This window comes from Streptomyces flavalbus (assembly GCF_042674625.1).
GTDB classification, from domain to species: domain Bacteria; phylum Actinomycetota; class Actinomycetes; order Streptomycetales; family Streptomycetaceae; genus Streptomyces; species Streptomyces flavalbus.
Genome location: NZ_JBHTEB010000001.1, coordinates 820,776 through 836,724 on the forward strand (window position 1 = coordinate 820,776; position 15,949 = coordinate 836,724).

3 protein-coding genes are annotated in these 15,949 nt (G+C 74.2%); all 3 read right to left on the reverse strand.

Annotated features, from left to right (window positions below; genetic code table 11):
- Nucleotides 1-48: 48 nt before the first annotated feature.
- Nucleotides 49-9,327, reverse strand: coding sequence for an amino acid adenylation domain-containing protein (locus tag ACFQZ6_RS03550; protein ID WP_381604877.1), 9,279 nt, complete (start codon nt 9,325-9,327; stop codon nt 49-51).
- A gap of 100 nt (nt 9,328-9,427) precedes the next feature.
- Nucleotides 9,428-10,174, reverse strand: coding sequence for a 3-oxoacyl-ACP reductase FabG (gene fabG, locus ACFQZ6_RS03555; RefSeq protein WP_381604878.1), 747 nt, complete (start codon nt 10,172-10,174; stop codon nt 9,428-9,430).
- A 67-nt stretch (nt 10,175-10,241) separates the two neighbouring features.
- Nucleotides 10,242-15,944, reverse strand: coding sequence for a type I polyketide synthase (locus tag ACFQZ6_RS03560; RefSeq protein ID WP_381604879.1), 5,703 nt, complete (start codon nt 15,942-15,944; stop codon nt 10,242-10,244).
- Nucleotides 15,945-15,949: the final 5 nt, after the last annotated feature.

Genomic DNA, 15,949 nt, shown 5'->3' on the forward strand with positions numbered 1-15,949 from the left:
TGGTGTGGTACGTCTTCCTCAGGCGGTGATCGGTGGAAAGGGGGGGTGTCAGTCGGAGGCGGCGCGCACCCGCTCGCGCAGTTGCGAGACCGTCAGTTCGGGGTGTCGGGCGACGAGTTCCAGCACTCGCGGCCACTGGCGGACCAGCGCGCCCATGACCGGCGGCGCGATCTTGTCCGGCGAGTACACCCACAGGCCGCGCAGTTCGCCGTCGACCTCGCGGGCCACCAGGTAGAGGTCGAGGTTGTGCGGCTCGATGTCGAGGATGAGTCCGGGCAGCGGGCTCTCGTCACCGACCTGCACGTCCAGCGGCGCCACGTCGAGGCCGTCCAGGGTCAGCGCGCCGCTGGGCACGCCGAGCAGGTTGAGCATCACGCGCAGCGGGAGCTGGTTGCCGTCGCCCACGACGCCGTCGTGGACCAGGGCGCGCAGCGGCACGTTCTGGTGCGAGTAGGCGTCGAGTTCGCTCCGCAGCACCCGCTGGACGAGTTCGTGGGCGGTCGGGTCGTCGGCCATCCGGGAGCGGTTGAGGATGATGTTGATGAACGGGCCGACCATCGACTTGGTCTCCGGCCGTTCGCGTCCGGCGAGCGGGTGGCTGACCGCGATGTCGGTGGCGCCGGTGTAGCTGTGCAGCAGCACGTGGAACGCCGTCATCAGCATCATGAACAGGGTCACGCCCTCGCGGCGGGCGGCGTCCCTGACCGCCGCCATCAGCTCGGCGTCGATCACGACGGCGTGGCTGTAGCCGTCGACGTGGTCGTCGTGCTGGTGCGGCGGCGCGTCGAAGTCGAGGGCGTGCGCGGCGCCGTCGAGTTCGCCGCGCCAGTGCTCCACGTGCTGGTCGAGGGCGCCGCTGGCGAGCAGTCCCTGCTCCCAGGCGGCGTAGTCGAGGTGCTGGACCTGGACGTCGGGCAGTTCCGGGTGCCGTCCGGTGGTGTGGGCGGCGTACAGCTCGGACAGTTCGTCGACGATGACGAGGAAGCCCCAGTGGTCGACGAGGATGTGGTGGGCGACGAGGACCAGCGCGTGTTCCTCGTCGGTGAGGCGGACGAGGAGGGCGCGGACCAGGTTGCCGTCCTCGATGCGGAACGGCCGCCCGGTCTCCCGGGTCAGCAGGGCGCGCAACTCCTCGTGGCGGTCCCGCTCGGCGTGGCCGCGCAGGTCGACGGTTTCGAGGGGCCAGGTGGGGCTGCCGTCGGCGAACTGGAGGGTGGCGGAGCCGCGTTGGACGTAGCGGGTGCGCAGGATGTCGTGCCGTCGCACGAGGTCGTCCAGGCCGCGGCGCAGCGCGGCGGTGTCGAGCGGGCCGCGCAGGCGCCAGGCGGTGATGACGCCGTGGTGGGGGTGGTTGGGGCCCACCGGCTGGAGCAGGAACTCCAGTTGTCCGAAGGACAGTCCGGCGCCGTCGCTCCGGTCGGCCCTGGGGATCGGGGCGTGCAGCAGGTCGGTGGCGCTGGCGGCGGTGGCGTGCGGGTCGGCGGCGCGGGCGAGGGTGACGGTGCCGTCCTCGACGGCGCGGGCGCAGCGGGCGACGGCGCGCAGCGCCTCGAACCAGGCGTCGGCGAGGTCGCGTACCTCGTCCTCGGTGAGGAGTGAGGCGGCCCAGCTCCAGTTGGCCACCAGTTGGGGCCCGTCGGGGCCGTCCTGGGTGACGGCGTTGACCTCCAGCGGGTACGGCAGCGGCCGGGCGCCGGTGGTGCCGGGGGCGGTGTCGTCGCGCAGCGGCAGCCACGGCGTCTCCGCGTCGGTGACGGGCACCCGGCCGAGGTAGTTGAACAGCATCCGGGGTGCGGGCAGTGCGGCGAGCCGTCCGGCGCCGCGCGGGTCGAGGTAGCGCAGGACGCCGTAGCCGAGGCCGCGCCGCGGGAGCGCCCGGAGCTGTTCGCCGGTGCGGACGACGGCGGCGGCCAGGGCGTCGCCCGCGCCGGTCACCTCGTCCCAGGGCAGGGCGCCGTCGAGGCGGACGGGGTGGACGCTGGTGAACCAGCCGACCGTGCGGGACAGGTCGACGCCGTCGACGAGGTGCTCGTGCCTGCCGTGGCTCTCCACGTCCAGCACCACGGGCCCGGCGTCGGCGCCGGACCTGCGGTGGCGCCAGCGGGCGGCGGCGAGGCCGAGGGCGGTCAGCAGCACGTCCTGGATGCCGGTGTGGAACAGGGCGGGCACCTGTCCGACCAGCGGCATGGTGTCGTCGACGGGCAGGGTGACCGTGAGGCGTCCCTCGGTGCCGGTGACGTCCCGGTCGGGGTCCGGCTCCCCGGCGACGAGCGGTTCCGCGTCGCGCAGGACGTCCTCCCAGACGGGGAGTTCGGCGCGGTGCCGGGCGACGGCCGCCGCGGAGGCGACCCGGTCGGCCCAGCCGCGCAGCGACGTCGCCACCGGCGCGAGGACCGGTGCGCGGCCCGCGGCCACCGCGTCCCAGGCGGCGGCGAGGTCGGCCAGCAGGATGCGCCAGGACACGCCGTCGACGGCGAAGTGGTGGACGGCGAGCAGCAGTCGGCCCGCGCGGTCGGGTCCGGCGTCGAACCACACCGGTTGCAGCATGGCGCCCCGGGCCGGGTCGAGCCGGTGCTTGGCGGCGGCGGTCTCCTCGGCGATGAGCGTCCGCGCGGCGGTCTCGCTGAGGCCGCTGGTGTCGACGCGGCGCAGGACGTCCGCGACGCGTACCGCGCCGACCTCGTCGGCGTGCAGCGTCCACTGTCCGTCCGGTTCGGTGACGAGGCGGGTGCGCAGGGCGTCGTGCCGGTCGACGAGCGCCTGGAGTGCCGTGGTGAGCCGGTCCTCGTCCACGCCGGACGGCAGGCCGACCGTCGCGGAGAGGTCGAAGCCGACCGGGGAGCCGCCGAGTTGGCGCTGCCGTTCCATGACGGGAAGCAGCGGGATCTCGCCGGTGCCGACGTCCGTGACGCTCGCGCCGGTGTCGTCGTCGGCGGTGCGCGCCACCCGGGCGATGCCCGCGACCGTCTGGTGGGTGAACACGTCCCGGACGGTGAACACCAGCCCGGCGGTGCGGGCCTGGGCGACGAGCTGGGTGGCCTGGATGCTGTCGCCGCCCAGGTCGAAGAAGCCGGTGTCGGCGCCGACCTCGGGCACCCCGAGGATCTCCGCGAACACCGCGCACAGGGTCCGCTCGGCCGGGGTCTCCGGGGCCCGGGACCCGGTGGCGTCGCCCAGGTCGGGGGCGGGCAGGGCGCGGCGGTCGAGCTTGCCGTTGCCGGTCATCGGGAAGGCGTCGAGCACCATCACCACGACCGGCACCATGTACTGGGGCAGCCGCTCGGCGACGAACGCGCGCAGCTCGGCGGGCTCGGCGTGCGCGCCGTCCGCGAGGACGGCGTAGCCGACGAGGTCCTTGCCGCCGGAGGGCTTCTCGCGGACCGTCACGGCGGCGTCCGCGACCGCCGGGTGGCTGCCGAGCGCCTTCTCGATCTCGGCGGGTTCGATGCGGAAGCCGCGGATCTTGACCTGGTCGTCGGTGCGGCCGAGGTATTCGAGGCGGCCGTCCGCGCGCCAGCGGGCCAGGTCGCCGGTGCGGTACATGCGCTCGCCGGGGGCGCCGTACGGGCAGGCGACGAACCGCTGCGCGGTCAGCGCGGGCTGCCCGAGGTAGCCGCGGGCCAGGCCCGCTCCGGCGAGGTACAGCTCGCCGGGGACGCCCGCGGGCACCGGGCGCAGCCGCTCGTCGAGGACGTAGGCGCGGGTGTCGTCCATGGGCGTGCCGATCGGCACGGTGCCGTCGGTCAGTTCGCGGGTGCTGTGCAGCACGGCGAACGTGGTGGTCTCGGTGGGCCCGTACCCGTTGGTGAGCACGGTCTCGGGCCACGCGGCCAGCGCCTTGGCGACCACGGGCGGCGACAGGGCCTCGCCGCCCGCGAGCACCTCGCGCATCCCGGCGAGCGCGGCGGGGTCGCGTTCGACGAGCAGGTTGAACAGGGCGGCGGTGAAGAACGCGGAGGTGACGCGGCGTTCGGTGAGGGTACGCACCAGGGCGTCCGGGTCGAGTTCGCCGCCGGGTGCCACGACGACCTCGCCGCCGGACAGCAGCGGCACCCACAGTTCGTAGGTTGAGGCGTCGAACGCGGTCGGGGCGTGCATGAGGACGCGGGTGTGGTGGCCGCCGCGCCACACGTGGTCGGCGGCGAGGCTCGCGACGTTCCGGTGGGTGACCGCCACGCCCTTCGGCCGCCCGGTGGAGCCGGAGGTGTACATGACGTAGGCGGTGCGGTCCGGGCCGCCCACGGGGGCGGGGACGGCGCCCTCGGGCGCGGTGGCCAGTTCGGCGGCCACGTCCAGGACGCGCATCCCGTCGGTGGTGGGGTGCTCAAGGCCCTCCCCGTCCACGAGGAGGACGCCCGCCGCGGTGTCGGCCATGATCAGCCGCATCCGGGAGGCGGGGTAGCGGGGGTCCAGCGGCACGTACACGCCACCGGCCTTGACCACGGCGAGGATCGCCACGGGCAGCCGCACGGAGCGCTCCATCAGCAGGCATACGGCGTCCTCGCCGCCGTCGGCGCCGACGCCGAGGGCGCGCAGCCGTACGGCGAGCCGGTCGGCGGCGGCGCCCAGTTCGGCGTAGGTCAGCCGGTCGTCGCCGCAGCTCACGGCGGTGGCGTCCGGGGTGCGGGCGGCCTGCGCGGCGAACAGCTCGGCCAGCCCGGCCGTGATGGCCGCGCCGCCCGCGCCGTTCCACTCGGTGAGCAGGCGGTGCCGTTCGGCCGGGGTGAGCAGGTCGACGTCACCGACGGCCTGGTCGGGGTCGGCGACCATCGCCAGCAGCACCTGGCGCAGCCTGCGCACCATCGTGCGCACGGTCTCCGGGTCGAAGAGGTCGGCGCGGTACTCGATGCCGCCGTCGATGCCGCGCGGCACGCCGTCGTCCGCGAGGTGCTCGCGGAGCAGGAACACCAGGTCCATGCGCGCGGTGCCGGTGCCCTTGACCAGCGGCTCGGCGGTCACGCCCGGCAGGTCCAGGCTCTCGTCGGTCACGTTCTGCCAGGAGAGCATGACCTGCACGAGCGGGTGGTGCGCCATCGACCGGGTCGGCCGCAGGCTGTCCACGAGCGCCTCGAACGGGATGTCCTGGTGCGCGAGCGCGTCGAGGGTGCGTTCGCGCACCTCGGTGAGGAGTTCGCGGAACGTCTGGCGGTCCGAGGTGCGGGTGCGCAGGACGACGGTGTTGGCGAAGAAGCCGATCAGGTTCTCGGTGGCCTGGTCGTCGCGGCCCGCGGTCGCCACGCCGAGGGGGATGTCCGTACCGGCGCCGAGGCGGCCGAGGAGTACCGCGAGGGCGGCGTTGAGCACCATGAACACGCTGGTGTCGCAGTCGCGGGCCAGCCGGGCGAGGCCCTCGTGCAGGTCCTGCTCCCAGCGGAAGGTGAGCGTGTCGCCGTCGTGGGACGCCTGGGCCGGGTACGGCCGGTCGACGGGGAGGGCGATCCGCTCCGGGAGGCCGTCCAGCGCGCCGCGCCAGTAGTCCAGTTGGCGGGACCAGGTGCTGGTGGGGTCGTCCGGCGTGCCCAGGTGCTGCCGCTGCCACAGCGTGAAGTCGGCGTACTGCACGGGCAGCGGCTCCCAGTCGGGCGCGTGTCCGGCGAGCCGCGCCCGGTAGGCGGTCGCCAGGTCGTGCCGCAGCGGCGCCAGCGACCAGCCGTCCGCCGCGATGTGGTGGACGACGACGGCCAGCACGTGGGTGTCGGCGGCGACGCGGAAGAGCTCGGCGTGCAGCGGGATGTCGGTGGTCAGGTCGACGGCGTGGCGGACGGCGGCGGCCACCGCGGCGTCCAGTCCGGCCTCGTCGACCTCTGTCACCGGCAGCGCGGGCCGCGCCTCGGCGGGGTCGAGGACGCGCTGCGACGCCGCGGTGCCGGTGTCGGGGAAGACGGTCCGCAGCGCCTCGTGGCGGGCGACGACGTCGGCGAGGGCCGCCCGCAGGCTGTCCACGTCCAGCGCGCCGGTCAGCCGCAGCACCACCGGCAGGTTGTAGGTCGGTGACGGGCCCTCCATCTGGTGCAGGAACCACAGCCGTTGCTGGGAGAACGACAGCGGCAGCGTCTCGGGCCGGTCCATCGGGGTGAGCGCGGGCCGCGCGTCGCCGCCGCCGTCCCGCAGCAGTTCCGCGAGCTGGGCGACGGTCTGCTTCTCGAACAGGGCGCGCACCGGCAGCTCCACGCCGAGGGCGGCGCGGATGCGGGCGACCAGCCGGGTGGCGAGCAGGGAGTGCCCGCCGAGGGCGAAGAAGCTGTCGTCGATGCCGACCTTCGGCACGCCCAGCACCTGCGCGAACAGGTCGCACAGGGCCGTCTCGGCGGCGTCGCGGGGGGCGACGTACGCCGTCGCCGCGCGGGTCTCCTCGCCTCGTTCGGGGGCGGGCAGCGCGTTGCGGTCGGTCTTGCCGCTGGGGGTCAGCGGCAGCGCGTCGAGGAACACGAACGACGACGGGACCATGTAGTCGGGGAGCGTGCCGCCCAGCGCGGACCGCAGTCGGCGGCGGAGTTCGTCGTGCGGGCCCGCGGCCTGGTCGGGCACCACGTAGGCGACGAGGCGCTGGTCGCCGGGCCGGTCCTCGCGGACCACGACCACCGAGTCCCGTACCTGCTCCTGCCACATCAGCACCGACTCGATCTCGCCCAGCTCGATGCGGTAGCCGCGCAGTTTGACCTGGTGGTCGATGCGGCCGAGGTAGTCGACGGTGCCGTCGACCCGGCGCCGCACCAGGTCGCCGGTGCGGTAGAGGCGGTCGGCCAGGTCGGAGGCGAAGGGGTTGGCGATGAACTGCTTCGCCGTCAGCTCCGGCCGGTTGAGGTAGCCGCGGGCCAGTCCGGCGCCGCCGATGCACAGTTCGCCGGGGACGCCGGGCGGCACCGGGCGGCCCTCGGGGTCGAGGATGTGCACCTCGGTGTTGGCGATGGGCCTGCCGATGGTGATCGTGTCGTCGACGATGCGGGTGCCCAGCGAGTAGATGGTCGTCTCGCTGGGGCCGTACATGTTCCACAGGTCGACGCCCTTGGCGAGCAGCCGCCGCGCCACGTCGGGGGGCAGCGCCTCGCCGCAGATCAGCCCTCGCAGCCCCGGCCTGCCCGGCCAGCCCGCGTCGAGCAGCATCCGCCAGGTCGACGGGGTCGCCTGCATCATGGTGGCGCCGGTGCGGGCCATCTCCTCGGCGAGGAGGTGGCCGTCGGTGGCGACCTCGCGGGTGGCGAGGACGACGCGGGCGCCCTCGACCAGCGGCAGCAGCAGCTCCAGCGTGGCGATGTCGAAGGACAGGGTGGTGACGGCGAGCAGGCTGTCGTCGGCGTCGATGCCGGGCCACTGCTTCATGGCGTGGAACAGGTTGCGCAGCGCGCGGTGCGGCAGTTGGACGCCCTTGGGACGGCCGGTGGAGCCGGAGGTGTAGATGACGTAGGCGAGGTCGGCGCCGTCGACGGGCGCGTCGAGGGCCTCGGCGGACTCGGCGGCGAGCTCCTCGCGCAGCGCGTCCACGCACAGGGTCGTGGCGGCCGACTCGGGCAGGTGGGGCGCCACCGAGGTCTGGGTGATCAGGACGGGCAGCCCGGCGTCCTCGATCATGAACGCCATCCGGTCCCTGGGCAGCTTCGGGTCGACCGGCACGTAGGCGCCGCCCGCCTTCAGCACGGCCAGCACCGCGACGACCATGTCCAGGGAGCGCTCCAGGCAGACGCCGACCATGACGTCCCGTCCGACGCCGAGGCCGCGCAGCCTGCGGGCGAGCCGGTTCGCGGCGGCGTCGAGCTGGGCGTAGGTGAGGGTCTCGCCCTGGCAGTACACGGCCTCGGCGTCCGGCCGCAGCGCCGCCTGCCGTTCGACGCGCTGGTGGGTGAGCAGCTCGTCGGGCCACTCGGCGCGGGTGTCCTCGCGCTCCTGGCGCTGGGCCCGCTCCTCCTCCTCGGTGAGCAGCGCGACGTCCAGGACCGGCTGGTCCGGGTCGGTGAGGAGGTGGTCCAGGAGCACCCGGAGGTGGCCGCCCATGCGGTCGACGGTGGCCGCGTCGAACAGCTCGGTGTTGTACTCGAACCAGCCGTCGAGCGCCTCGCCCCGCTCGAACACCTGGAGTTCGAGGTCGAACCGGGCGGTGGAGCTGGCGACCTCCAGCAGTTCGAAGCGGAGCCCGCCGACGTCGAACTCGGGCACCGGGATGTTCTGGAACACGAACGACACCTGGAACACCGGCGACCGCGACAGGTCCCGCTCCGGCGCCAGCTCCTCCACCAGCCGCTCGAAGGGCACCTCCTGGTGGGCGAAGGCGTCGAGGGCGGCGGCGCGCACCCGGCCGAGCAGTTCGGTGAACGTCGGGTTCCCGGAGACGTCGTTGCGGATCGCGAGGGTGTTGACGAAGTAGCCGATGAGCCGCTCCACCTGGGACTGCCCCCGGTTGGCCACCGGCACGCCGACGACGACGTCCTCCTGCCTGCTGTACCGGTGCAGCAGCACGACGTACGCGGCGAGCAGCGTCATGAACGGGGTGACCCCGGTACGGCGGCTCAGTTCGCGCACGTCGTTCATCACCTCGGCGGGCAGCCGGAACGGGCGTGAGCCGCCCGAGGTGCCGAGGACGGCCGGGCGCGGCCGGTCGGTGGGGAGTTCGAGGATCGGCGCGGCCCCGTCGAGGGTCTTCTTCCAGTGCTCCAGCTCGTCCGCGAAGCCCGGTCCCGCGAGCTTCTTGCGCTGCCAGGCCGCGTAGTCGGCGTACTGCACGGGCAGTTCGGGCAGTTGGGGTGCGGTGCCGGTGAGGTAGCCCTGGTAGAGGGCGATCAGCTCACCGAAGAGCACCGACGTGGACCACAGGTCGGCGACGATGTGGTGCATGGTGAGCAGCAGGACGTGCTCGTCGTCGGCCAGCCGCAGGAACGTCATCCGCATCAGCGGCCCGGTGCCCAGGTCGAAGGGGCGGGCGAACTCCTGGCGGGCCAGCTCCCGCACGCCCTCCTCACCGTCGGGGCCGCGCAGGTGCCCGCACTCGACGACGGTCAGCTCCAGCTCACCGGAGTCGTGCACGACCTGCACGGGCTCGCCGTCCTCCTCGTCGAAGGTGGTGCGCAGCGACTCGTGGCGGCGGACGATCTCCGCGAGGGCGCGGCGCCACAGCTCCACGTCGAGCGGGCCGTGCACGCGCGCCGCCGCCGGGATGTTGTAGGCGGCGCTGCCCGGGTTGAGCTGGTCGAGGAACCACATGCGCTGCTGCGGGAACGACGCGGGGAACCGCCGCTTGCGCGCCGGTGTCCGACCGCCGCCCGTGCGCCGCAGCCGCTCCGCCAGCAGCGCGCGCTTCTGCTCCGGGGTGAGGCTGGTCAGGTCGATGTCGGTCATGCGCCCTGCTCCTGATCGTTGGTCTCGGCGGCGGACGGCTGCCGTGGGCCGCGTTACGAAGGTGGTCGTCGAGTGGTCCCGGGCCTGCCCGGGGCGCCGGTCAGCCGCTCATGCCGCCGTCGATCCGGAACGTGCCGCCGGTGATGTAGGCGGCGCGGTCCGAGACCAGGAAGGAGACGAGGTCCGCGACCTCCTCCGGGCGGCCGAACCGGCCGAGCGCGATGCGCTGCGCGAAGCCGTCCCGCAGGTCCTGCGGCAGGCTCATGACCGGGTCGGTGGTGATGAAGCCGGGCGCCACCACGTTGGCGCGGACCTGGTACCGGCCCACCTCGCGCGCCAGGGAGCCGATGAAGCCGATGATCCCGGCCTTGGAGGCGGCGTAGTTGGTCTGTCCGGCGTTGCCGTGCAGGCCCGCGATCGAGGACAGGGCGACGATCGCGCCGCGGCGGCGCCTGACCATGCCCTCGATGGCGGAGCGGCAGACGTGGTAGACGCCGTCGAGGTTGACGCGCAGCACGTCGTGCCAGTCCTCGTCCTCCATCGCGATCAGCGGGTTGTCGCGCAGGACGGCGGCGGAGGTGACCACGGCGTCGAGCGGGCCGAGCGCGCTCTCGGCCTCCTCGACCAGCGCGTCCACGGCGGCCGGGTCACTGACGTCGGCGCGGCGGACGAGGGCGCGGCGGCCCAGCCCGGTGATCTCCTTCTCCAGCGCGCGGGCGGCGTCGTCGCTGGTGGCGTAGCACGTCGCGATGTCGTAGCCGTCCTCGGCGAGGCGCAGGGCGATGGCCCGGCCGATGCCCCGGGAGCCGCCCGAGACGAGGGCGACGGGGGCCGGGGACGCGGTCATGCGGGTTCTCCCCGGTCGTTCATGCGGGTCCTTCCCCGGTCGTTCGTGCGGGTCCTCCCCCGGTCGTTCATGCGGGTTCTCCCCCGGTCGTCTCGTCGCTCGCCTCGGCGGCCAGCAGGGCGCGCAGTTGGGCTTCCACTTCCTCGTCGGACAGCGCGGACAGGTCGTCGAGCGCGTCCGCCGCGTCCGGGCCGTCGTCGTCGCGGGAGATGACCTCGATGACGTCCTCCGGCTTGTCCTCGCCGGGTCCGGCGGACAGCAGCGCGGCGGTGTGCGCGACGGTCGGGTTCTCGAAGAACGCCCGCAGGTCGAGTTCGACGCCCAGCAGGCCCTTGATCCGGGTGCCGATCTGGACGGCGGCGAGCGAGTGGCCGCCCAGGGCGAAGAAGTCGTCGTCGACGCCGACCCGTTCGAGGCCGAGGATGTCGCACCAGACCCCGGCGACGGCCTGTTCCCGCTCGGTGCGCGGGGCGACGTAGGGGGTGGCGAGGTCGGGGCGCGGGTGGACGCCGCCGGGCGGGGCGAACTGGTCCATCTCCTGGGCCAGCAGCTCGGGGGTGAGGGTGCGGGCCAGCTCCCGCAGCTCCGCTATGTCCCGGTGGCAGACCAGCAGGTGGCCGGGCCGGTCCGGGGCGGCCAGGAGGCGGGCGAAGGCGTCCTGGCCCTGCCGCTCGCTGATGCCCTCGCCCAGCGCGCGCAGGACACCGCCCGCGCCCTCCGCCTCGGTGTCGGCGGGTGGTTCGGCGGCGCGCGTGATCTGCTCGCGCAGGCCGTGGAGGTCGTTGATCCGCTTGATGGTGAAGTCGGTGATCTCCACCAGCACCCGGCCGTCCGTATCGAGGACCTCGAAGTCGCAGGTCATCGTCTCGCCCGTGGCGTCGCTCGACTCCTTGAGCCGGGCGTGGCAGTGGATGGTCGGGGTCAGCCCGTGGTGGACGCGCAGGCTCCGGTAGCTGAAGGGCAGGTAGTAGGTGTCGGTGGCGTAGACCCGGGCGGTGCCGCCGACGGCGTCGAGCAGCGCCGGGTGCAGCAGGTAGGCGTCGAGGTCGGCGGTGTGCTCGGGGCCGAGGCTCAGGGTGGCGAACAGGCTGCGCGGGCCGACCTCGATGCGGTCCATGCAGTCCCAGCGGGGGCCGAAGGAGAACTCGATCGGGCCGCCGGACTGGAACCGGTCCAGGCGCAGCCCCCGCGTGATCGCCTCGGTGGTGTCCAGTACGTCGGTGACGTCGCAGTCGGCCACCAGCGCGGCCAGGTCCCGCACGGTGTCGGGGCCGGGCTCGTGGAAGGCGACGGTGCCCAGGGCGTGGTCGGTCCAGGACACCGCCCCGGGGGCGCCGGTACGGCTGCGCACCGCGAACCGCCAGCCGCCGTCGCGTTCCTCGACGGTGGTGAACACCTCCCGCGTCTGCCCGTCGGGGACGACGACCGGCGTCAGGTACTGCACGTCACCGATCTCGATCACGCGACCGTCGGCCTGTTCGGCGACGGCGGCCCGCACCAGTTCCAGGTAGGCGGTGCCGGGCACGAGGCCGTGGCCCATGATGCGGTGGTCGTTGACGATCCACAGGTCGGCGGTGCTGAAGGTGGTGGCGTACGTGCGTGACGTGGGCCCGGTGTGCACCAGCCGCTGGAGCAGCGGGTGCCCGGTCGGGGCGCCGCTGGCACCGGCGCCGAACCGGTCGCCCAGCCCGGCCGCCATGCCGACCTCCCGCCAGGTGTCCCAGCCCACGGCGGTGACGGGCACGTCGCTCACCTGCCGCTTGTACTGGGCGAAGGCGTCCAGGAAGGCGTTGGCGGCGGCGTAGTCGCTCTGGCCGGGGCCGCCCAGCAGGGCGGTGACGGAGGAGCACAGCAGCAGGAAGTCGAGCTGGTCGGCGTGGCAGACGCGGTCCAGGACGAGGGTGCCGAGCGTCTTGGCGGCGAGCACGTCGTCGCTCTCGGCGCGGGTCTTGGTGAGGATCATGCCCTGGGAGGGCCGCCCGGCGGCGTGGACGACGCCGTGCAGCGCGCCCGCCAGGTCGCGTACCCGCCGCACGGCGGCGGCGGTCTGCTCCTCGTCGGTGACGTCGGCCCGCAGGACGAGGACCCGGGCGCCGAGTTCCGCGAGGTGCCGCAGGCGGCGGATGCGGACGCTGACCGGGTCCTGGTCGTCGTGGTCGGCGAGCCAGGCGTCCCAGGTGTCCTCGGCGGGGAACGCGGAGCGGCCGAGCAGGCCGAGCACGGGCCGGTCGGCGGTGCGGGCGATGTGCTCGGCCATCGCCAGGCCGATGCCGCCGAGGCCGCCGGTGATCAGGTAGCCGCCGCCGTCGCGCAGGCCGGTGCGGTCGGCGCCGTCCGCGCTCTTGAGGTTCACCCGGTCGAAGTCGCGGCACCACCAGTGCCGTCCGCGCAGGGCGAGTTCGGGTGTGTCGGCGGGCGCGGCGAGGGCGGTGTGCACGGCCTCGGCCAGCGTCTCGTGGGGCTGGGCGCCGGTGATGTCCAGGGCCCGGCAGGTGACGCCCGCGGTCTCCTGCGGGATGACGGTGCAGGCGCCGAGGACGGTGGCGTTCTCCGGCTGGAGCGGTTCGTCGCCGGTGACCGCGAACACGCCCCGGCACAGGACGTCGAGCGTCACGGGGGCGTCCGGGCGGGCGTCGGCCAGGGCCTGGGCGAGGGCGAGGAGGCTGTCGAAGCCGAGCCGCCGCGCGTCGTCGAGGCGCCGTTCGGTGGGCGGGCCGTCGGCCGGTGCGGTCGCCGTGCTCCACAGGTGCACCAGGTGGACGCCCCGCCCCTCCCCGGCGTCCTGGACGGCCGGTGAGCGCAGCAGCGCGGCCAGTTGTCCGCGGTCGGCGGGGTCGGCGGTGTGGTCGCCGTCGGCGCCCGCGCCGGGCGCGGTGACCGGCACGACCTGTTCGCCCGCCGCCGTCAGCCGGGCGGCCAGCGCGCGCCCGAGGGGCAGTTCGGCGCCGAGCAGCACCCAGACGGCGCCGGAGGCGTCCGGTCGCGGGGTGAACGGCAGCCGCTTCCAGCCGGGGCTGGAGAACCAGTCGGCCGGGGAGAGGGCCTCGGGGGCCTGCGGGCGGGAGGGCGCGGTCCGCGCGTCGGGCTCCACCCAGTAGCGGCGCCGCTGGAAGGCGTACCCGGGCAGCCGGACCGGGCGGCGCGGCCCACCGCCGTAGAAGGCGTCCCAGTCCACGTCGGCCCCTGCGCTCCACAGCGCGCCCAGGCTGGCCAGCAGCAGGGCGCTGTCGGCGGTGTGGTCGCCGGGGTGCGGCAGCGAGCCCGCCACGGTCCGCCCGGCGGTCCAGGAGCGGTGGGCGCGCGCGAAGTTGGCGAGGGTCTGCCCGGGGCCGACCTCCAGCGGCAGCAGCGCCGGGTCGGCGCAGAGCACGTCGAGGGCGTCGCGGAACCGGACGGGCTGGCGCAGGTGGGTGCCCCAGTACTCGGGGCTGGTGGCCTGCTCGTCGGTGATCCAGGTGCCCGTGACGTTGGACAGGAACGGGATCTGCGGGGCCTTGAGGACGGCGGTGCGCACCTCGTCGGTGAACGGCTCGACGGCGCCGGTCATGTCCGGCGAGTGGAAGGCGTGCGAGGTGTGCAGCCGTCGGCAGGCGACGGAGGCGGCCTTCAGCCGGGCCTCCAGGGCGTCGATCGCACCCGCGCTGCCGGAGACCACGGTCAGGGCGGTGGAGTTGACGGCCGCTATGGACAGCCCGTCTTCCAGCCACCGGGCGGTCTCCTCCTCCGACAGGAAGACGCTGAGCATGGCGCCCGGCGGCATCGCCCCCACCAGTCGGCCGCGGGCGGCGACCAGGCGTACCGCGTCCGGCAGGGAGAACACCCCGGCCAGACAGGCGGCGGTGAACTCACCGACGCTGTGGCCCGCCATGGCCCTCGGGGTCACGCCCCAGGAGTTCCACAGCCGGGCGAGCGCGTACTCGACGCTGAACAGGGCGGCCTGCGCGAACTCGGTGCGGGTGAGCCGGGCGGTCGCCTCGGCGTCCCCGTCCGGGGCGAGGACCAGGGTGCGCAGGTCGGTGTCCAGGTGCTCCGCGAACAGGTCGGCGCACCGGTCGAACTCGGCGGCGAACACCGGCTCCCGCTCGTACAGTTCGCGGCCCATGCCGACGTACTGGGCGCCCTGCCCGGGGAACAGGAAGGCGACCGGGGCGCGTTCGGCGCTCGCCGGTACGGACGTGGCGGACCCGGCGAGGTCGCGCAGCGCCGTCACGGCGTCGTCGGTGCCCTCGCAGACGACGGTGGCGCGGTGGTCGAAGGCGTGCCTGCGGCAGGCCAGCGTGTGGGCGGCGGCGTCGAGGTCGGTGTCCGGGTGGGCCTGGAGGTGGTCGGCCAGGAGGCTCGCGTTGTCGGCGAGCGCCTGGGGCGTCTTCCCGGACAGCGTCAGCAGCCGTCGCGGGCGGCCGGGGCCCGGGCCGGGGTCGGCCGGGTCGGTGGCCGGTGCCTCCTCCAGGACGACGTGCACGTTGGTGCCGCCGATGCCGAAGGAGCTGACGCCCGCCCGGCGCGGCTCACCGGTGCGCGGCCAGGGCCGCAGCTCGGTGTTGACGTAGAACGGGCTGGAGTCCAGGGCGAGGTCGGGGTTGGGCGTCTCGCAGTGCAGGGTCGGCGGGATCGCCCGGTGCTTCAGGGCGAGGGCGGCCTTGATCAGGCCGGTGACCCCGGCGGCGGCGTCGAGGTGGCCGACGTTGCTCTTGACCGAGCCGATGGCGCAGTAGCCGCGTTCGTCGGTGCCGTCCCGGAAGGCGCGGGTGAGGGCGGCGATCTCGATGGGGTCACCGAGCGGGGTGCCGGTGCCGTGGGTCTCGACGTAGCCGATGGTGGCCGGGTCGACGTCGGCCAGGGCAAGCGCCTCGGAGATGACGTCGGTCTGGCCGTCGACGCTGGGCGCGGTGTACCCGGCCTTCAGGGAGCCGTCGTTGTTGACGGCGGTGGCGAGGATGACGGCGTCGACGTTGTCGTGGCCGACCCGGGCGTCGGCGAGGCGGCGGAGCACCACCACGCCGACGCCGTTGCCCGCGACGGTTCCGGACGCCGCGGTGTCGAAGGGGCGGCAGTGCCCGTCGGGTGACAGGATGCCGCCGGGTTCGTGCACATAGCCGGAGCGCAGCGGCGCGGAGACCGACACGCCGCCCGCGACGGCGATCTCGCACTCGCCGTTGAGGAGGGCCTGGCAGGCGAGGTGCACCGCGGTCAGCGAGGTGGAGCAGGCGGTCTGGACGGTGACGCTGGGGCCCTTGAGGTCGAGTTTGTACGAGGTGCGGGTGGCCAGGAAGTCCTTGTCGCCGCCGAGCATCACCTGGTACATGCCCGCCGCGTCCAGGACCCGCTGGTTGTTCATCAGGTTCAGCGGCAGGTAGGAGTTGAAGCCCGCCCCGGCGAACACGCCGATCCGGCCGTCGAAGCGGTGCGGGTCGACACCGGCGGACTCCAGGGCCTGCCAGGCGCATTCGAGGAAGACCCGGTGCTGGGGGTCGAGGATCTCCGCCTCGCGAGGGCTGTAGCCGAAGAAGCCCTCGTCGAACAGGTCGGCGTCCTTCAGGAACCCCTTGGCCCTGACGTAGTCGTCGCGGGTGAGCAGGGCCGGGTCGACGCCGTCGGCGAGGAGTTCCTCGTCGGTGAAGGCGCTGATGCCCTCCTCGCCCTGTTCGAGGTGGGTCCAGAACGTCTCGACGTCCGGGGAGCCGGGGAAGCGGCCCGCCATGCCGATGACGGCGATGCGGTCGAGGTCCCGGTCCTCGGCGCGTTCCTGGGCGTGGTCTGGCTCTGACACGTGGT